The organism is Rhizobium sp. PL01 (assembly GCF_033447125.1).
Taxonomy (GTDB): domain Bacteria; phylum Pseudomonadota; class Alphaproteobacteria; order Rhizobiales; family Rhizobiaceae; genus Pararhizobium.
Window position 1 is genome coordinate 18,287 of record NZ_JAWQUM010000021.1, and the last position, 18,077, is coordinate 36,363.

The following is an 18,077-nucleotide window of genomic DNA, read 5'->3' on the forward strand; positions in this document are numbered from 1 at the left end:
AAAGATGTGAACTATTTCGTTGGCTTTGTAATGCAGGTGAAAGACAAGCCCAATCCGATTGTTAATTTTGGTGGTTCGGCACCGGGTTTTTCTGCCGGGCAATTGGTTCGAGTTGAACAACTGGGGCAAGGTTGGTTTCAGGTTCAGCAGGTATACATCGAGGTCCTGCCGGGCCAGATCAACACCACCGTTCTTCTTGGCACGCTAGCTCCGGCTGGTGCCTTATCAGCAGACGAGGCCGTCCCGATAGCTGATCCAGAAGTTTGGAAAACCACAATCTAAATCCTTCGCGGTCACTGACTAAGCAGAAAGCACAAAGTAGCCTTTCCCCGCGCGGTTTTTCATGTCGCATAAAAGTAGAATCTACCGCGCGCGGATTTCGCGGTGATCGATTACCCATTCAACTACCTTGTTAGCTCTACCAAACCGGTCCTCGAACGTCAGTTCCAGATCAGTGCCATCTGGCGCGCCATCGTACACGCCAACTCCGGTTGGCGTAATAACCGGTTCAATTCGGTATGTTTATCGACATTTGAAGATTATTTCGAAGAGCTTGATAACGATAAGCGCAATCCTTACGACGATCTCCGCTCGCTTTGAATTACCCCGAAGTCCGCCCCGAGAGTTGCGCCGAAAACGATGCCAGTGAGGCGGGATTGTTGATTTTCAGGATGTGTCTTTTTGAGTGGCGCTGCTCCACAAACGCTATAGAAGCGTGGCCGGGGGATTGCCGATGATGAATGCTTGTTTCAAATTGAGCGTGTTCAAAGACGGTCTGTTGTTGCGAGAGCCAACGGCCATCAGCGATGTTGCTTTGCGCGAAGTCCTATTGATCGCTTCGGACTTCAATGAGACGCGGGTCAATAGCATCTGCATAAAGGTAGGCGTCGAAGGTCGATGCGAATTGTGGAGCGAATTTGATCAGCGCCACTACCTGATCGAAAAGATCCTGGCATCATAAGACGCACCAAGTAAAATCGTTTTGGAATCCCCAAACAGTATGAAGAGCATGGTCAAAACTCGCGTCATGAAACCGGCGAGCGGGATAACGACAACCTCCGCGATCAGATAGGCGGTCTGGATCCAGCTCATCTGATCCGGCTTGAACTCGAGAGAGGACTGGTTGTCGGCAGTGAGGTGGCCGCCACCTGTACGTCGAGTGTGGCCATGAACATGCCAATGCACATAGCAGTGAAGTCAATCCGGACAAGGGGTTGGTTGGCTTGTCCCAAATTGGGGTCAGAGAGGATTGGCACGGGGCGATCCTGCTAGCGCTGCGTTTTCAGCCCTGATTCGGATTGTGAGTATGGCTGCGTTTGCGAGTGAGAACAGCAGTGCGTAGAGCGGCATCCCGAAACATAAGGGCAGGACGGCGATCTCGCCGACGACGACAACATAGTTCGGGTGCCGCAACAGCCGGTACGGCCCGGCCGCAACCAGCGTTTCGCCCGGAACGACGATGATGCGTGTGGTCCAACGCCGGCCGAGCGTGCCGAGTGTCCAGAAGCGCAAGACCTGCAAGAGCAGAAAGACGACCAGCCATGCATGCGAGACGTTGGCATTCCACGCAAGCAGCCAGAGGCCAGCCAGCCATAAGCTATGCAGAATGACGATGAAAGGATAATGCCCGGCGGCTACCTCGAGGGCGCTTTTTTCCAGCAGCCTTTCTGTGTTTCGGCGCGCCAGCCACAATTCGCTGACACGCTCGCACGTTACCGCTGTCAGCAAAAGGATTGAAACGATCATGCTGCGGCCTTCAATGACACGCAACTGGCCGTGAAGCCTGGTCCCATCGCCGTCATCATAGTACGGGCTGGCAATCCTCCAGCGATGAGCCGTTCAAGCACGAAAAGTGCGGTTGGCGCGGACATGTTGCCGTAGTCGGACAGGACACCCCTCTCGTGATTGAGTGTACCTTGGCCAAGATCTAGAGCGGTCTCGAGTGCATCTATCACCTTCGCACCGCCGGGATGGCAAGCGAATCGATCGACATCCGCGATAGACAGGCCAGAAGGAGAAAGGATAGATGCAATTGCCGGCCGGATATTGGCTTCAGCGAAAGGGGGGATGGCTCGGTCGAAGATGACACCCAAACCCTCTGGATCAACACTCCATCCCATGATGCCGAGTGTGTCAGGCCAAGTGTGCTGCCCGCTCATTTCGATTTCCGCGATACCCCTCTCTGTGGCGCTGATCACGCAGGCTGCGGCGCCATCCCCGAAAAGAGCTGTAGCTACGATATTCGCCTTGGTCAGCTTGTCCATACGGAAAGCGAGAGTGCAGGTCTCCACTGCCACCAGCAGCACGATGCAGCCCGGCCTCGATGATGCCAGCTTCGCTGCAATCGCAAAACCCGACACGCCGCCGGCGCAGCCCAACCCGAATACAGGCACTCGCAGGATATCGTCACGAAATCCGATCTTGCTGCTCACACGAGCATCCAGGCTCGGCGTTGCGACGCCCGTCGACGACACGGTTACGACGATGTCGACCTGGGATGCCAACAGTCCTGCCAAGGCCAAGGCTTTGTTGGCCGCATCGAGGAACAGATCGCAGGCTCCTTCGATGTACGCCGCGTTCCTCTCCTGCCAGCCGGATGTTTTCAGATACCAGTCAATGGGCCGGACACCGTAGCGACGTTTGATCCCGGCGCTATTGAACACCTTTGCCAGGCGATCAAACTCGCCAAATCGAGAGGCAAAAGCTGTGTGTGCGGCAATGGCGGCGTCATGCTGATCAATCACGAAAGGAGGAACTGCTGTTCCCAGGGAAATCAGCTTAAGAGATATGGGCATGCAGGTCTTTCAATGCTTGAGTGCAACAGCCCCGCGCCTAACGCGACCCGAGCCAACATTTATAACGAGTCTGAGCTGAATTTAGTTGCTCGCTGATCACGTTACATCGGAATACATTTCATCCTGCGAGGATGGATTTGTGGATCCGTGTCCTTTTGAGGTCCCAAAGCAGTTCGCCCCATGTCAAACGCTATTTATTCGCACGGACCCAGGTCTGTGTTTTACACAGCACATTCGTTGCGCAGCCTCGAAGTTTCAAACTGTCGCCCGTAACAGTGAGTTTGCCGCTATAGGTGGCCTTGTTTCGAGGAACCGTAATTCGACCCGTGTAAGCGTCCGCCGTGGCCGTAAAGGAGCCAATTTTTTGGCCGGCATATTGGCCCGACTTCGCGACTATACAATATTCTGAGCCGCAACGCTTGATGAGCGAAATCTGACCGTCTTGAGTTTTCCAATTACCAACCAATTCATCGGCGCCCACTGCGACACCCGAGATTAAGGTGAAAGCAGCTGCGATCATGAGTCTGAGATTCATCTGCGAAAGCCCTCTGTTCTCAACCAGGCCATGGGCCTGTGTTTTTACGCAACCAACACTCCAGCAGTTCCCTTTGCACTTCCTGCAGGTCGGCGAAGAACCAGGAGATCCTGGACCGCTACCGCGAGTTTCATGGCTCTGACCTGGACCTTAACATGGGTATGCCCTCGTCGATCAATGTATCGATACCGGCCTCGGTCCAAGCCTGTGTTGTCATGCGGCCGGTCACTTGCTTTGTATACCGTGTTTCGCCCGGGGTTCATTGCAGTCACATATTCTCATCGGCGGCACTGTTTGAACACCCCACTCGATAGCGATCAGGCGGCTGTTGATTTCCGCCTGGGATTGAGCCGTAATTTTCATTTGGCGTTGATCCGCTTTGCGTTTGGTAATGGCTTGAAAAATTTGACTTATAGCCGCCGATGACAGGGTTAGAATAAAATGGAAAACTGGTTAACCCGACGCCGAAATTAAAAGCTCGACGCCCTCCAGAAGCAAAAGCGTGCTATCATCAATCAGTTCGACAGGGAGATGATCATGATAGAAAGGTGGGAATTCACGTACAACGAATGGAACGATCTGTTGAGGCTCTTCAGTCACCAAAGCGCAACCCTCAGTGACGACACTGACCGGAAATTCCGCGAGCTTGGCTTGACCGAGAAAACAGGTCTTACCGACGCTGGAAAGCGTTTTGTCGAACATGAGCTTCTTGTGGAGAGAAGAAACCGGCTTCAGCAATGAAGTCATTTGTTGCGCTCTTGTTTGATGCTCCTGTGGCACGGTGTGCAAAGCGGTGCCAGTTGCGCTGAGTGGTCCATGTCGCCAATCTTTCTTCCAAAGGTTGAAGCTTAACCAGCCTCACAAGAGGCGGCCACTATCGCATTTCTACCCGGTGTGATATGCGCGTCCGCCGTAACCCTTCATGATCTGGCGCTCGGTTACGAAGGTCATCCAGCCGTGCATCACCTTAGCAAGGCGATCGCCGACTGCGTGGTCGGGCCGAACGGCTTGGGCAAATCGACTCTCAAAGGCATCATGGTGACCGATCGCGCCGCTCGGCGGGCGCATCGAACATTTCGCCGCATGCGCGCCCGACGTAGCGTACCTTCCTCAGATCGCCGACATCGATCGCAGCTTCCCCGCAACGTCAACGATCTTGTCCAAGAAGGTCTTTGGACGCGGCGCCGTTGACATTAAATAGACTGCGCATGAGCGGAGTGGTTGTTCCCTCCGTTTAGGCTCATGCTACCGCCACATCGTCCGACTGGTCTCGGCCTCTCACGCAGTCCCGTCCTGCCGCCTTCGCAGTGTAAAGCGCTTCATCGGCCGATCTGAGCAGTGCCTTCGTTCCGCGGACGCCGGCTGAGTTTATCGTCGCTATTCCGATACTCACAGTTACCCGCCCTTTTTCACTGCCGACATGCTCGATTTCCATACTCCGGACCTGGGTACAAAGAAGTCTTGCCACGGAGAGAGCGGCAGCGCTGTCGCATTGAGGAATGATGACGGCAATCTCCTCACCGCCGTACCGCGCAACCACACTGCGGGGATACGACGTCATGATCTCGGCGACGCGAGTTGCGACGCTCTTCAGACAGATGTCCCCAACCGGATGTCCGTAGGTGTCATTGTAAGCTTTGAACTTGTCGACATCGATCATAAGCAGGCTCGGCCCTGCGGAGGTTTGGGAATTTCGGTAGACAAGGTCTTCCAGGGCATTATCGAAGGCTCTCCGATTGAGCAGTCCCGTCAGGCCGTCGGTGTGCGCCATCACCTCAAGCCTCTTGTTCAAGGTACGAAGTTCCTCCTCAGTTTTCTTGCTTTTCGTGACGTCGGAAAAAACAATCAGACTTCCGCCTTCCTCGGTAGCCCGCGTGCGCGCTTCGATCCAGCGCCCATCCGCAAGGCGCATCTGGCGGTCGCCTGGTCGCAAAATTGCATCCGCGGACCTTTCTATTATGTCGTCGCAGTTCCCACCGCCGTTCATCTCCTCCCCACGTTCTATAGCGACCCGGATGATCGCCCTCAGGCAAGCTCCAGTCGACCGGACGTCAGCCGTAAGAGGAAAGAGTTCGAGATATCGCGCATTGTTGAAAACCTGCGCTCCTCTGTGGTCGAACATGGCTAGACCATCGGCCATGCTGGCCAGCGCGCCGGCCAGATGTCGCTGGGTTTGCGCCAGTTCGCGTTCCAGCAGTTTCCGGTCGGTGATCTCCCGATTGTGCGTGATCATGCCAATCATTTTACCATCGTCATCGTGGAACGGCGCTTTTAACGTGGCAAGCCACGTCTCCACACCATTCGTACGGGTGAAGCGCTGCTCGATGACGACCGGCTTTCCCTCGCGCAGAACCGCCTCTTCGTCCGCCCGGAAAGTCCGCGCCGCTTTCTCAGGATAAAAGTCGAAGTCGGTCTTGCCGATAAGATCGGAAGGGGTCCCCGCGCCCATCAGTGCTGCGGTCGCTGGATTTACTGCGATAAACCGACCATCGAGATCCTTGGCATTCAAACAGTCGGGAAGAGCCTCGATGATCGCTCTGTAGATGCGGTTAAGGGTGGTTGCCTGCTGCCGCTTTAGCTCCTGCGAAATCGCGAGGCTCGAAATCATCGCAGAAACAAAAAGCAGAAGCGCAAACGGCGCAACGACCGCTGGCATGACATTGGACCATTGATCGAACGGCACTTTGACGAAAAATGCAGCCGTACCGCTGAACACAACTGCCAGCGACACCACGCAAATGCTCCGCCCATCAGGAATGCCACGGACAAACCTGTGGGCGATCAGTCCACTCGCTGTCGCCATGAATATCAGAGGCAGCGCCACGGAGAGGCCGGTTCCGCCACTCAGGATGCGGCGACCGACCGCCACCACAAAGGGAGTTGCGGCAGCGACGGGGCCTCCGAACAGGCCAGAGATCGCCAAAAGAGTGTAGCGAAGATCAAGAAAGACGCCGGAATGGAACTGAAACGGCAGCGACATCGCTCCGAGCGTTCCACACGCCATAATTCCACCATATGCTGCTGACCTAGAGCGCGGCGTAAAATGCGCCATGTGTCGATGTCCAAAAGTCCACAGCGATGTCGTTATGGCGACGATCGCAAGGTTGGCAAGTAGTTCATTCCAGGGATTCATTGGTATCGGTTTCCAGGCGCAGCGTTTTAACGACGATAACCGGGTGATCTAAACGAGTGGTTGAGACTGGCAGTAACTCAGGGGCTATCTCGCAATATTTGACAATTCATCCCTTTAAACACTGCTTCGCACGGTTTGAGGTCAAGTATCGCTCAGCGGCTAGCAACCGCATTCGCCGTCCGCACTGAAGCTTGCACAAAACCCAATAAACTTCGTTTCAGCTTGCAGGGCTTTTCCGCCTCCCAGAAGATCGCCGCCAATTTCAACGAGGCAGCCAGCTCGGAGCGGAGCCACAGAGTTGAAGGATATCGCGTCGATGTCCATGGGCTCGTTTTATTTCAGAGGGCGCCACGGGTTTTGTCTTCTGCGGTTAGGAGTGTGTTTTCCTCAGGCACAGCGTTTCCGGCGCCGACCAGACGCGTTCAGTCGTTCGCGCGTTTCTTCGGACCCGTAGGCTTGGCGATGACGGATTTTTCCGCCACCGGCGCAGTCAGTTGCTTCAACTCTTCTTCAGTCTTGGGGCGGAACTTGATCATCGTGATGGTCTTTCGGCGACGCTCCGGACGGAGCGGGAACTGGTTTTTGAGATATGAAAACTAGGTAAAACGTTCACTCTGGTCAGAAATATGCCTTATCGACAGCGATGCAGACGCCGATCGCCAAAGACAACGTTAATGTCCACTGAATGAAGAAAAGCACATATTGAAACTGATAGATGGAATCGAAGAATGATCTCATCGCCGGACTCCCGTGATAAATCGGATATTCAATTCTTTAACACACAACACCGGCTTTATGTTTTAATTATTCGTACACATAGCGATTGTGATCACCGTATGCCGCAGAATGATCTCTGGCACTCCCAAGCGCGGAGTGCTATTCATCGTGCAGGGGAGAAGCCATTCGGCTGCGAGCCCATTAAGGAATCCAAACATGGTTGATACCAATTTTCGCCCGCTGCACGACCGCGTTGTTGTTCGCCGTATCGAAGCCGAAGCGAAGACCAAGGGCGGCATCATCATTCCGGATACCGCCAAGGAAAAACCGCAGGAAGGCGAAATAGTCGCCGTCGGCACAGGCGCCCGTGACGACAATGGCGCTCTCATCGCCCTCGACGTCAAGACCGGCGACCGTATCCTGTTCGGCAAGTGGTCGGGCACCGAAGTCAAGCTCAACGGCGAAGACCTTCTGATCATGAAGGAAGCCGACATCATGGGCGTTATCGGCTGATCTCAGCCGCGCTGTCCGTAATTTTTCCTTGTGATATCATTGGGCGATGCGCCCGGGAGTTCTTTCTATGGCTGCCAAACAAATCAAATTCGGCCGTGAAGCGCGCGAAAAGCTGCTGCGCGGCATCGATATTCTCGCCGATGCCGTCAAGGTCACACTTGGTCCAAAGGGCCGCAACGTCATCATTGACAAATCCTATGGCGCACCGCGCATCACCAAGGATGGTGTAACGGTCGCCAAGGAAATCGAGATTGAGGACAAGTTCGAAAACATGGGCGCCCAGATGGTGCGCGAAGTGGCCTCCAAGACCAATGACATCGCCGGTGACGGCACCACAACGGCAACCGTTCTCGCCCAGGCCATCGTTCGCGAAGGCACCAAGGCGGTTGCAGCCGGCATGAACCCGATGGACCTGAAGCGCGGCATCGATCTTGCCGTGACGGAAGTGGTCAAGGGGCTGGTGGCCAAGGCCAAGAAGATCAGCACGTCAGAAGAGGTGGCCCAGGTCGGCACGATCTCCGCCAATGGCGAAACGGAAATCGGCCATTACATCGCTGACGCGATGCAGAAGGTCGGCAATGAAGGCGTCATCACGGTTGAAGAAGCCAAGACCGCCGAAACCGAACTCGAAGTCGTCGAAGGCATGCAGTTCGACCGCGGCTACCTCTCGCCTTACTTCGTCACCAACCCTGAAAAGATGGTTGCTGAACTCGAAGACGCATATGTGCTCCTGCACGAAAAGAAGCTATCCAATCTGCAGGCGCTTCTGCCTGTGCTGGAAGCCGTCGTGCAGACCGGCAAGCCGCTCCTTATCATCTCGGAAGACGTTGAAGGCGAAGCTCTTGCGACGCTGGTCGTCAACAAGCTGCGTGGTGGCCTGAAGATTGCTGCCGTCAAGGCTCCGGGCTTCGGCGACCGCCGCAAGGCCATGCTCGAAGACATTGCGGTCCTGACCGCCGGTCAGGTCGTGTCCGAGGATATCGGCATCAAGCTCGAAAATGTCACCCTCGACATGCTCGGCCGCGTCAAGAAGGTCACCATTACCAAGGAAAACACCATCCTTGTCGATGGAGCGGGTAAGAAGGCCGAAATCGATGGCCGCGTCGCCCAGATCAAGGCGCAGATCGAGGAAACCACTTCCGACTACGACAAGGAAAAGCTGCAGGAACGTCTTGCCAAGCTTTCGGGCGGCGTTGCAGTCATCCGCGTCGGCGGTGCGACTGAAATCGAAGTGAAGGAAAAGAAGGACCGTATCGACGATGCGCTGAACGCAACCCGTGCAGCGGTCGAAGAAGGCATCGTCCCAGGCGGCGGTACTGCTCTGCTGCGCGCCTCGATCGTTCTCGACATCAAGGGTGCAAACGACGATCAAACTGCCGGTATCAACATCGTGCGCAAGGCACTTCAGTCATTGGTTCGCCAGATCGCTGAAAATGCAGGCGAAGAAGGCTCGATCATCGTTGGCAAGATCCTCGAAAGCAACACCGACAACTACGGCTACAACGCCCAGACCGGCGAATTCGGCGACATGATCGCCATGGGTATCGTCGATCCGGTCAAGGTTGTTCGCACAGCCCTGCAGAACGCAGCTTCGGTTGCTTCGCTGCTGATCACCACGGAAGCCATGATTGCCGAACTGCCGAAGAAGGATTTGGCCGGCGGCGGCATGCCTGATATGGGCGGCATGATGTAATCTATTCCGGCCCTCGGACTTGAACCATTTTCATAGCAGGGATGGCCCCGGTCTTTGGGGCCATCCCTCACCATTGCCAAAATGAGCTTAAGTGCCCTGTGCGAAACTACCGCTACGTTTTTTCAAGCCGCCATCGGTCGTTGTGGCGTGCCTGCTGTTTGAGCTTCTCGATGCGATGGCGCTGATAGCGTCGATTTGGCTGACAGCGATACTTTTCGTTCGAAGATTAGATGCGTGATGGAGACCAGGTGTGGCGTTTTGGTGTCAGGCCCGCCGATGTCCAAAGCGCACACAATTCCCCCTTCTTCACTTATGTAGAAGACACTCACCACGTTGCATCTCGCTGGAATAGCCTCGTCGGGAGAGCGCTTGGACAGTGTTTGGATCAGGCATGTGGAGAGCCTAGTTTCGATGGGAAGGGATGCTTCCAACGCATCGACAAGGCGGTCGGCCTTGTCAGGGTCGTCGATCATCCGTCAACCTCGCGGTTGGCCGCGGGTCGATTAGCCTCGTCGGTTACGGTGAGCATCGGTGCGGTCGTGTAGTTCCACTTACGGAAATCCTCACGGCTGAGATTGATCGCATCCATTTCTGCGTCACAGACCTTGATGGCTTTGGAAAAGGCTGCCGCACGCGAAGCGACCGCGACTGAACAAGGTGAGCCGATCACCAAGGCGGTCATCGAAGCCCTGAAGGACAGGAAGCTGCTTGTCCCTGCTCATACGCTTGGCGACGGCGGGCCGGGCGGCGGCACTCCGACTAGCCTATCGCGAATTGATCCGGGACCTGGCGCAGCCGTCGATCGAGGCGCTTGATCAGCTTGTCGTTGAGCGGGTTGGCGATCAAGCCATCTCGGCTGGATTGCGGAAGCGCCTGAAGGCGCGAAACTGAAGAACCTCAAGGGTTTGATCGCCCGTCTTGAGGTTCTGCGAGGAGCTACCATTTCCGATGAAAGGCGCAAGATGATCCATGCCAATCGCTACGGCATCGCCGCCAGGGATGCGCGCATTCTGCATGCCCGCGAGATACGGCGCCTGACATCCGAGCGTCGTCAAGCCACGCTGGTCGCCTTCGTCATCGAGAGGCAGGCGGCGGTCACTGATCTGACGATCAATGTATTCTGCAAATTGATTGGCAGCAACCGTCGCAAGGCTGAACTGAGCCGCACGGAACGCCGGCTGAAGGAAGCCGAAGTTCTTGATCGGGTGGCGCTTGATCATCTCAAGCTCGGCGAGGCGCTTCTGGCCGCCCGTGAGAGCAACACCGATCTTGCATCCGCGATCGCAGCGTCCCTGGGCTGGGACGGGTTGATCGCCAGCATGGCGGCAGCCAAATCTGTCGACATCACGCGGCTGCCCGGTTCGACTTCGCCAGAAGCTTGATCGCCTTTTCCAACGGGCGTTCGCCGCTGCAGTAGTCTTCCCATGCTTTCGTCTTCTTCAGGAGCGCAGGCACGGTGCGCACCGTAAATCGCTTCGGATCGAGATCCGATTTGACCTGCGACCAGGTCAAGGGCATCGACACAGTCGCGCCGGGCCGTGCACGTGGCGACAATGGCGCAACTGCAGTCGCCATTCGGTCGTTGCGTAAGTAGTCGAGGAAAATTCTTCCGTTGCGAAGCTTCTTCGCCATTTTCACGAGGAATTTCTCCGGATCGTCGCGTGCCATCTGGAGACAAACGTCGTGTGCAAACGCCTTTGCTTCCGGCCACGTCAGCTTGCTGCGCTTGCCGACCTCGAGGGGGGTCACGACGTGAAGCCCCTTCCCTCCCGTCGTCTTGCAGAAACTGACGAGACCCAGCGCATCCAAACGATCACGCATTTCCTTGGCCGCTTCGACCACCATCGAAAATGGAACGTCGGGTCCGGGATCGAGGTCAAACACGAGGCGGCCTGGGACTTCCGGCTGTTTTGGTTTGCAGTTCCATGGATGAAGCTCAAGTGCTGCAACCTGAGCCACCGCCGCCAGCCCTTCGACGCGGTCAATCTGGAGGTAGGGCTTTTTATCGCCAAACACCGTGACAAACTCGAGAAGGTTGGATGTTCCCATCATCGCGTGTCGTTGGAAGAACTGCTCGCCGTCGATGCCGTCCGGCGCTCGGATGATCGAGCAAGGTCGCCCCTTGATGTGATCGATCAACCAGGGGCCGACGGCTTGATAATATTCAGCGAGTTCCTGTTTGGTGACGGGTTTTCCATCGTTAGCATCTGGCCACAGAGGCTTGGCCGCACTGGAGATCAATACCCCCATCACGTTCGCTTTTGCGCCGGCACGACGACGGCTGGATGCTCTCACGTCCTTCTGCGGCTCCGGGACATCTGCTGTTTCAGGGTCTGCTGGCTTCTCGGCCTCAACTTCCGATGCAGGTTTGTCCTCCCGCAGGCCTTTGAAGGCTGCCTGTCGAACCATGCCGTCGCCTGTCCATCCCTCGAACTCAATCTCGGCAACGAGCTCGGGTTTGACCCAGACTACGTCGGGATCCCGCTTGGGAGCGCCTATCCCCGTAAACGGCGAGGTCTTCGTCTCTATCTCCTTCAATCTGTGCACCAGTGTCGCGACCTTCGTCGCTCCGTACCCGGTTCCCACTCGGCCGACATAGACGAAGCTGCCGCCTCGGTTCACGCCCACCAGAAGCGAACGGAACCTTCCATTCGTTTTGGCCCAGCCACCGATGACGACCTCGTGGCCCGCCCGGCATTTGGATTTGGCCCAGGTTTTCGTCCGGCCGGATTTGTATGGGGCATCAGCCCGCTTGGAAACAATGCCTTCAAGGGACAGTTTGCAGGCTGATTTCAGAACCGCGTCGCCGCCCGTGTCGAAATGATCGACAAATCGCAGACGAGGATCGTCGCCGCTTTCCCTCATCAAGTCTTGGAGGCGTTCTTTCCGATCGACCAACGGCTTGTCACGCCAGTCCTTGTCTCCTTCGAAAAGCAGATCAAATGCGAAATAGACCAGATCGTCTGTCTTTCCCTCGGACAGAGCCGCCTGGAGTGCGGCGAAGTCCGGCGCGCCATGTTCGTCGAGTGCACAGATTTCACCGTCGATGATCGCGCTGGGCAGTCCTGAGAAAGATTTTTCGATCGCTGGATACTTTGCCGTCCAATCAAGACCCTTGCGGGTCTTCAATGTAACCTCGCCGTCAACGATCCGGGCTTGAATCCTGTAGCCGTCGAACTTGATTTCATGGATCCAACCGTCGACAGATGGGGGACGGGCGAGGCTCTCGCAGAGTTGCGGTTGGATGAACTCGGGCATTTCCGATGTCCGCGTTTTCGGTGGTGTCGTCCGACTAGCTTTGGACGCTCGGACTTTCCGCTCATCTGCGGCGAGCCCATGATTACTGTCCCAAACCGCATCGGCTGAAACGGCATCGCCAGAAACCATGAAGGGCTTGGGCTTCCTGCCTTTGCCCGATGCGATGACATCCATCGTCCGTCCGGACGCGATCGAAGTGGCATCGTCAAGGATTGCTTCGCCTTTGCTCTCGACGGCGTGTTCGTCGTGATGCTTGATAAGCAGCCAGTTGGTACGCTTGCCGCCATTGCGATCATGTTTCATTCGCACAAGGACGAAGCTGCCATGCAGGCGCTTGCCCTCGATCAAAAATTTGAAGTCGCCGTCTTCCAGTGCCTGCTGAGGGATCTTCTTTCCTTCCGGCTCCCAGTACCCGCGATCCCAGACCATGACGGTACCGCCGCCGTATTGGCCCTTGGGAATTGTCCCCTCGAAATCACCGTAGTCCAAGGGGTGGTCTTCGACTTCCACGGCCAAACGCTTGTCGTGCGGGTCGAGCGACGGCCCACGCGTCACCGCCCAGGATTTGAAAACGCCGTTCAATTCCAGTCTGAGGTCGTAATGCAGACGCGTGGCATCGTGCTTTTGAATGACAAAACGCAGACGGTTGGAGGCGTTTAATTTGCCTGCACCGCTGGGCTCCTTTGTCAGCTTGAAGTCCCGTTTCGCCTTGTATTTGGAAAGCTTGTCGTCTGCCATCGGACCCTCGGAACACTTGCGATGATGATCGCCATAACGCGCGGCCTCTGCAAAAGATGCGTAAGCCGTCGGCTGCTGGCAAAAATAGCGGCTTACCTTCCGCCATAGTGCCGCAAAGAGGGGAACAAACCCGTCATCACACCGTTCCCGAAGAATTCCCACGGAGTATCTTGCAATGGCACCTCGGTCGTTCTGGAAAGGCTACCTCAAGCTATCTTTGGTCAACTGCGCGGTCTCAATGGTCCCAGCGACGACTGAGAGCGAGAAAGTACGGTTTCATACCCTGAACCGGGCCACGGAAAACCGTGTCGTCAGCCGCTACGTCGATTCCGTAACCGGTCGCGAGGTGGATGAAGATGACGAGGTCAAGGGCTTTCAGCGCGGCGAAGACGAATATGTGATGCTAGAAGACGACGAGATTGATGCCGTCGCCCTGGAGAGCGCCCGTACGATTGATATCGAGACGTTCATCCCAAAAGATTCGATCGAATGGATCTGGTATGACACACCGCACTATCTCACTCCAAGCGATAAGGTCGGAGAAGAAGCGTTCGCCGTCATTCGGGAAGCGATGGCAACCAAGGGGGTGGTTGGAATTGCTCGACTTGTCATGTATCGGCGCGAGCGGGCCGTCATGCTCGAACCCCGCGGTAATGGCATTGTTCTGTGGACACTGCGTTATGGCGACGAGGTTCGTGACCCGAACGAATATTTCAAAGCCATCGGACCGCAGAAATCTGAATCCGACTATATGCAGCTCATGGAAAAGTTCATTGAGGCGCGTTCAACCCCATGGGACCCTTCGATCGTCGATGACCCGGTCCAAGACCGCATTCTGGATATGATCGCCGCCAAGAAAAAGGGCAAATCGAAGAAGAAAACTGCTCCGAAGGCCGAGAGCAAGGGGCCGAGCAACATCATTAACATCATGGAAGCTCTCAAAAAGAGCCTAGAAGCGTCGAAGAAAAAATAACGCTCCAGTTGTTAGCCCGCTTTGCGGGTCGGAGTCTTCTTCTTCGGTGGAGTGTCAGCGCTTTTTGCCGTTTTCTTGCTTGGCTTTTTCGCTTCGCTCTTGAGACCAGCACTCTGCCGCAGGGCATCCATCAGGTTCACGACCTTCGTTGGTTCCGGAGCCGGGCGAGGTTTTATCTCCCTGCCCTCGAGCTTGGCCTTCACCACTTCCGTCAATGCGTCTTCATAACGGTCGTCAAACTTGCTTGGATCGAATTTGCCCATCTTGCCACCGATGATGTGGTCGGCGAGATCGAGCAGTTCCTTTTCGATTTTCAGTTTAGGCGCGTCGCTGAAGGCATCCTCGGCCGAGCGGACCTCGTATTCGAAATTGAGAGTTGACGCGATGAGCCCCTTTCCGTGGGGCCTGATCAAAAGCTTGCGGACACGGCGGAACAGCACCGTTTCAGCAATGGCGGCCACTTTCTTCTTTTCCAGACCGTCACGGATCAGGGTGAAGACTTCGAGGCTCTGCTTATCCGAGGGTGAGAGGTAGTATGGCTTGTCGAAGTAGACATCATCGATGTCCTCGCAACCGATGAACATGTCCGCGTCGAGCATCTTGTCAGCGTCTGGAACTGCTGCGGCAACCTCTTCAGGCTCGAAGACGACGTAGTGGCCGTTGGAATCTTCATATCCTTTAACCTGGTCATCCCGCTCCACGACCCTGCCCGTTTCGCTGTCAACGAACTCACGACGCACGCGGTTTCCGGTCTTGCGGTTGAGGGTGTGGAAGGCAATCCGCTCTGATGTGGAGGCTGCGGTGTAAAGTGACACAGCGCACGTGAGCTCACCGATCTTAAGAAACCCCTTCCAGTTCGCGCGTGGTGCCATCTGTCATTCTCCCCTGCAAAAATGAAAAATGCCCACGCGCTGCTTTAGTTCCCCAGACAGCGCTTACGTTGTTTGAGCCCTTGGGACATTTTTTTGATGGCCCTGCGCCACATTTGAAGTCGACATAACCCGGTCACTCGCACCGCGTGCCTCCCGAATTGTCATTCAGGCATTAATAAAGTTAATAGCCAGCCGCTGGGGTTGGCGTACACTAGCGTCACCAGTCCCACTGCGCCCACCCTTTCCCTCGGCTGCGACTGTTTGAGAGACCCTCTGCTCTTGCCCAACTTCGCTGGAGCAGAGCTGTGTCGCTTTTTGATCCGTTTCTCACTGTCGTATCCGTTACCGACGTTATCCTCATGGTGGAGGACGAGCCTTTTATCGCAATCGATATGGAAGAAACGCTCTTGAAAGCGGGGTATACGGTTGAAGCGCGCTCGTCGCGGACCGATGCCTTGAAGTGGCTTTCTCACAACACCCCAACTGTCGCCATTCTGGATATACATTTGAAAGATGGCGACGGAACTGAGATTGCGTTGATTTTACAGGCCCGTGGCGTGCCCATCATCTTCTGTTCAGGCGGAAGTCCCAACGACCTCCCCGAAGACTTCAGAGCCGCTTCGTGGGTTCACAAGCCGTATATGGACGGCGAGCTTCTACGCGCGGTCAGCAATGCGACGGGAACGGCCATGTCTGTTCCGGAGATGGAGGCGCGACCATGACGATGGAAACATCCCAGCGGCGGCCGAGAGGTACATCTCCTCGCGGCGACTTCGACGAAGCAAAGGCGTTCGCGACAGCGAGTGAAGAGGCCCGCCTCGCCGCCGCCAAGGAAAAAACCAGGATGCTGCGAGAAGCCCGGTTAAAGAGCGAGACATGTGAGAAGGCCAATTCCTGATAGCCAAACTCGCTGAGGCAAATCATTATTCGCGTAGATCTGCAGCGCTCTGTGCGTTTGTCGCGGCGTACATCGCGCAAATGCAATCGACCGGTTGGGAACTTGCTACGTCTCACCGCGTTGAGTTCGATCGATTTCAGCACCGGCTTTGGAGACTTCCGTGAACACGAAATGTTTGCACTACTACCTGACCCGCATTGAGAACCATCACGTCGCAATTGGATCTCGCCCTCAGACGATCGAAGACGTGAAAGCACTACTGGACGCAAATGATGTCGCCATCGACCGTGCGCTTGGTGCTCTTCACGCCAATGGTAGCATAAAGCTGGTCGAAACAACGGATGAGGGGCTGGTCGAGACGATCGTACAAGCCAGATGGTTGAATTAGAGAACCGAGGTGCAATATGTCAGATGACCCCAAAAAATCGCCGGCCGTATCGTCCCTTAAGAAGGAGCGCGCAGAGCAAGCCGGCCGTGATGCAAAGGCCGACCTCGACAGTGCTTTGAAAGACTCTTTTCCGGCTTCGGATCCGATCTCAATGACTTCGACATCGATACCGTCAGGCAGAACCGATGCGGACAGCGCCGAAAGGGTAAGAGCTGAACCAGATCCGTCGACCCCCACTTCGGATCGGGTTCAGAAAAACCGGTCATTGTTCGACGACCTCGGCAATTGGATAGCGGAAAAGCCAATAGCGGCCGCAGCCGTGGTCGCAGCATTGTCATATTTGTTTGGCTCTACCCGTTAGCACTAGCACCCTTTTCAACGCCTACAGGAGCCAAGCAATGCCTCCAATGCAATCGATCCCGCGCCCTGATCGCGATGCAACCCTTGAGAACGCTGTAGAAGCCATCCGCCCGTCGTTCGACGATTTGGTGGAACTTGCTGACGTTAGCGTCGAGGCAGCGGCTGGAGCAGAAATGCCGGAAGCATTTGTCGGGCAGCTACTAGTAACCAATTAGCTATAGTGGTTCCGAATCTTACGGGTGAGCCATAATCAGTTGTCTTCGCTCCTGTTTCGCTATGAGCACCCCTTCCGGACGGAACTAATGTGGCGAGTTTGAGTTCAACAGGATGAGGTTCGCAACCGTGCGGCCGATAACATCGCCAAGTCTCAAGGCATTCCGGTCGAACAGGCGCGATCGCAAGTTGAACAGTACGAAAATACTTACCGCGACAACCTGGCCGCTGCCAAGCAGAAGGCGATCGATGCTGCACAGGCCGCCACGGCCGCAGTTTCTGCCGGAGCGATCCTCGGGTTCGTGACGCTGGCGTTTGGCGCGATCGCTGCGTGGTTTGGCGGTGTCTATGGCACCAAACGTGCGCTGGTATTCGATGTTTCTGGTCGTCGCATCTCGTAGTTCCCAGCCACTGGCATTGTGCCGGTGGCCTCAGCAAGAGAATGGAAATTCCAATGGCCGAAACTAAAAAACTCCAAGATCTGTTCCTGGACACCCTCAAAGATGTGTATTTCGCCGAACAGAAGATCGTTGAGACGCTTCCCAAGATGGAAGAGGCGGCCACTAGCGTGCAGCTCAAGGACGCGTTCACAAAGCACCTTGCTGAAACGAAGGTCCACGTCGAGCGCCTTGAGCAGGTGTTTGAGATCATCGGCGAGGCGCCGGAGGCAAAGACCTGTGACGCAATCCTCGGCATCACCGACGAGGGAGCCGAGATCATGAAAGAGTATAAAGGCTCGCCTGCCCTCGATGCCGGTCTTCTCGCCGCCGCACAAGCGGTCGAGCATTACGAGATGTCGCGATACGGCACCCTTCGAACCTGGGCGCTGGAGTTGGGCCTGAATGATGCTGCCGGACTGCTGCAGACGACGCTTGATGAAGAGCAGGCCACCGACCTGGCTCTCACCTCCATTGCGACATCGGTTGTCAATCAGAAGGCTGAAGGCTGACAACGGTGGAACCCGCGGAAAAACCGCGGGTTTCCAACCATT

22 protein-coding genes and 1 pseudogene are annotated in these 18,077 nt (G+C 55.8%); 13 read left to right on the top strand and 10 right to left on the bottom strand.

Annotated elements, in window-relative coordinates:
- Positions 1-6: 6 nt before the first annotated feature.
- The 3 genes from R6X40_RS31070 to R6X40_RS31080 all read left to right on the top strand — a co-directional run bounded on the left by R6X40_RS31070 (position 7) and on the right by R6X40_RS31080 (position 961).
- Positions 7-282: a hypothetical protein gene (locus R6X40_RS31070; RefSeq protein WP_318418999.1), complete on the top strand. Its 276-nt coding sequence runs from the start codon at positions 7-9 to the stop codon at positions 280-282.
- A 102-nt stretch (positions 283-384) separates the two neighbouring features.
- Positions 385-600, top strand: coding sequence for a hypothetical protein (locus tag R6X40_RS31075; protein WP_318419000.1), 216 nt, complete (start codon positions 385-387; stop codon positions 598-600).
- A gap of 85 nt (positions 601-685) precedes the next feature.
- On the top strand, positions 686-961 hold the full coding sequence (locus tag R6X40_RS31080; protein WP_318419002.1) for a hypothetical protein: 276 nt from the start codon (positions 686-688) through the stop codon (positions 959-961).
- A 35-nt stretch (positions 962-996) separates the two neighbouring features.
- Here R6X40_RS31080 and R6X40_RS31085 read toward each other — a convergent pair.
- The 6 genes and pseudogenes from R6X40_RS31085 to R6X40_RS31110 all read right to left on the bottom strand — a co-directional run.
- Positions 997-1,187: pseudogene (locus R6X40_RS31085) on the bottom strand (MFS transporter); the annotation flags it as partial.
- A 52-nt stretch (positions 1,188-1,239) separates the two neighbouring features.
- Positions 1,240-1,746 carry an isoprenylcysteine carboxyl methyltransferase family protein gene (locus tag R6X40_RS31090; protein WP_318419004.1) on the bottom strand — a complete coding sequence of 169 codons (507 nt, stop codon included), beginning with the start codon at positions 1,744-1,746 and terminating at the stop codon, positions 1,240-1,242.
- Positions 1,743-2,795 (bottom strand): type III polyketide synthase, encoded by a 1,053-nt coding sequence (locus R6X40_RS31095; protein ID WP_318419005.1) that lies wholly within the window; start codon positions 2,793-2,795, stop codon positions 1,743-1,745. Before R6X40_RS31095 ends, R6X40_RS31090 begins: the two co-directional genes overlap by 4 nt.
- Before the next feature lie 190 nt (positions 2,796-2,985).
- Positions 2,986-3,330 (bottom strand): DUF2147 domain-containing protein, encoded by a 345-nt coding sequence (locus R6X40_RS31100; protein ID WP_318419007.1) that lies wholly within the window; start codon positions 3,328-3,330, stop codon positions 2,986-2,988.
- 453 nt (positions 3,331-3,783) lie between these two features.
- Positions 3,784-4,077: a hypothetical protein gene (locus tag R6X40_RS31105; RefSeq protein ID WP_318419008.1), complete on the bottom strand. Its 294-nt coding sequence runs from the start codon at positions 4,075-4,077 to the stop codon at positions 3,784-3,786.
- A 493-nt stretch (positions 4,078-4,570) separates the two neighbouring features.
- Positions 4,571-6,463: a diguanylate cyclase gene (locus R6X40_RS31110; RefSeq protein WP_318419010.1), complete on the bottom strand. Its 1,893-nt coding sequence runs from the start codon at positions 6,461-6,463 to the stop codon at positions 4,571-4,573.
- Positions 6,464-7,396: 933 nt separating this feature from the next.
- On the opposite strand from R6X40_RS31110, the gene groES reads away from it, so the two are divergent.
- Entirely contained in the window at positions 7,397-7,693 is a 297-nt protein-coding gene (groES, locus tag R6X40_RS31115; RefSeq protein WP_318419011.1) for a co-chaperone GroES, read from the top strand.
- A gap of 67 nt (positions 7,694-7,760) precedes the next feature.
- A complete protein-coding gene (groL, locus tag R6X40_RS31120; RefSeq protein ID WP_318419012.1) occupies positions 7,761-9,386 on the top strand; it encodes a chaperonin GroEL in 1,626 nt (541 codons plus the stop codon).
- 122 nt (positions 9,387-9,508) lie between these two features.
- Here the strand turns inward: groL and R6X40_RS31125 are convergent, their stop codons facing one another.
- Both R6X40_RS31125 and R6X40_RS31130 read right to left on the bottom strand, forming a co-directional pair.
- Positions 9,509-9,859, bottom strand: a complete 351-nt coding sequence (locus R6X40_RS31125; protein WP_318419013.1) for a hypothetical protein — start codon at positions 9,857-9,859, stop codon at positions 9,509-9,511.
- Positions 9,856-10,068, bottom strand: coding sequence for a hypothetical protein (locus tag R6X40_RS31130; RefSeq protein ID WP_318419014.1), 213 nt, complete (start codon positions 10,066-10,068; stop codon positions 9,856-9,858). Before R6X40_RS31130 ends, R6X40_RS31125 begins: the two co-directional genes overlap by 4 nt.
- A gap of 26 nt (positions 10,069-10,094) precedes the next feature.
- On the opposite strand from R6X40_RS31130, the gene R6X40_RS31135 reads away from it, so the two are divergent.
- Both R6X40_RS31135 and R6X40_RS31140 read left to right on the top strand, forming a co-directional pair.
- Positions 10,095-10,277 carry a hypothetical protein gene (locus R6X40_RS31135; RefSeq protein WP_318419015.1) on the top strand — a complete coding sequence of 61 codons (183 nt, stop codon included), beginning with the start codon at positions 10,095-10,097 and terminating at the stop codon, positions 10,275-10,277.
- 71 nt (positions 10,278-10,348) lie between these two features.
- The gene (locus tag R6X40_RS31140) at positions 10,349-10,768 is read left to right on the top strand and encodes a hypothetical protein (protein WP_318419017.1); all 420 of its coding nucleotides are present in this window, start codon (positions 10,349-10,351) and stop codon (positions 10,766-10,768) included.
- On the opposite strand, the gene ligD is transcribed toward R6X40_RS31140, so the two are convergent.
- On the bottom strand, positions 10,731-13,382 hold the full coding sequence (gene ligD, locus R6X40_RS31145; protein WP_318419019.1) for a DNA ligase D: 2,652 nt from the start codon (positions 13,380-13,382) through the stop codon (positions 10,731-10,733). The two genes, R6X40_RS31140 and ligD, sit on opposite strands and share 38 nt — an antisense overlap.
- Before the next feature lie 175 nt (positions 13,383-13,557).
- Between ligD and R6X40_RS31150 the strand changes: the two genes are divergently transcribed.
- Positions 13,558-14,355, top strand: coding sequence for a Ku protein (locus tag R6X40_RS31150; RefSeq protein ID WP_318419021.1), 798 nt, complete (start codon positions 13,558-13,560; stop codon positions 14,353-14,355).
- Positions 14,356-14,366: 11 nt separating this feature from the next.
- Here R6X40_RS31150 and R6X40_RS31155 read toward each other — a convergent pair whose 3' ends face one another.
- Positions 14,367-15,227 carry a Ku protein gene (locus R6X40_RS31155; protein ID WP_318419022.1) on the bottom strand — a complete coding sequence of 287 codons (861 nt, stop codon included), beginning with the start codon at positions 15,225-15,227 and terminating at the stop codon, positions 14,367-14,369.
- Between the two features lie 305 nt (positions 15,228-15,532).
- Between R6X40_RS31155 and R6X40_RS31160 the strand changes: the two genes are divergently transcribed.
- The 5 genes from R6X40_RS31160 (at position 15,533) to R6X40_RS31180 (ending at position 18,035) form a co-directional block, all read left to right on the top strand.
- Positions 15,533-15,949: a response regulator gene (locus R6X40_RS31160; protein WP_318419024.1), complete on the top strand. Its 417-nt coding sequence runs from the start codon at positions 15,533-15,535 to the stop codon at positions 15,947-15,949.
- On the top strand, positions 15,946-16,125 hold the full coding sequence (locus tag R6X40_RS31165; protein ID WP_318419026.1) for a hypothetical protein: 180 nt from the start codon (positions 15,946-15,948) through the stop codon (positions 16,123-16,125). The genes R6X40_RS31160 and R6X40_RS31165 overlap by 4 nt, the downstream gene beginning before the upstream one ends.
- Positions 16,126-16,285: 160 nt before the next feature.
- The gene (locus tag R6X40_RS31170) at positions 16,286-16,513 is read left to right on the top strand and encodes a hypothetical protein (RefSeq protein WP_318419028.1); all 228 of its coding nucleotides are present in this window, start codon (positions 16,286-16,288) and stop codon (positions 16,511-16,513) included.
- A 398-nt stretch (positions 16,514-16,911) separates the two neighbouring features.
- Positions 16,912-17,088 carry a hypothetical protein gene (locus tag R6X40_RS31175; RefSeq protein WP_318419030.1) on the top strand — a complete coding sequence of 59 codons (177 nt, stop codon included), beginning with the start codon at positions 16,912-16,914 and terminating at the stop codon, positions 17,086-17,088.
- Between the two features lie 452 nt (positions 17,089-17,540).
- Positions 17,541-18,035, top strand: coding sequence for a ferritin-like domain-containing protein (locus tag R6X40_RS31180; protein ID WP_318419031.1), 495 nt, complete (start codon positions 17,541-17,543; stop codon positions 18,033-18,035).
- Positions 18,036-18,077 lie beyond the last annotated feature (42 nt).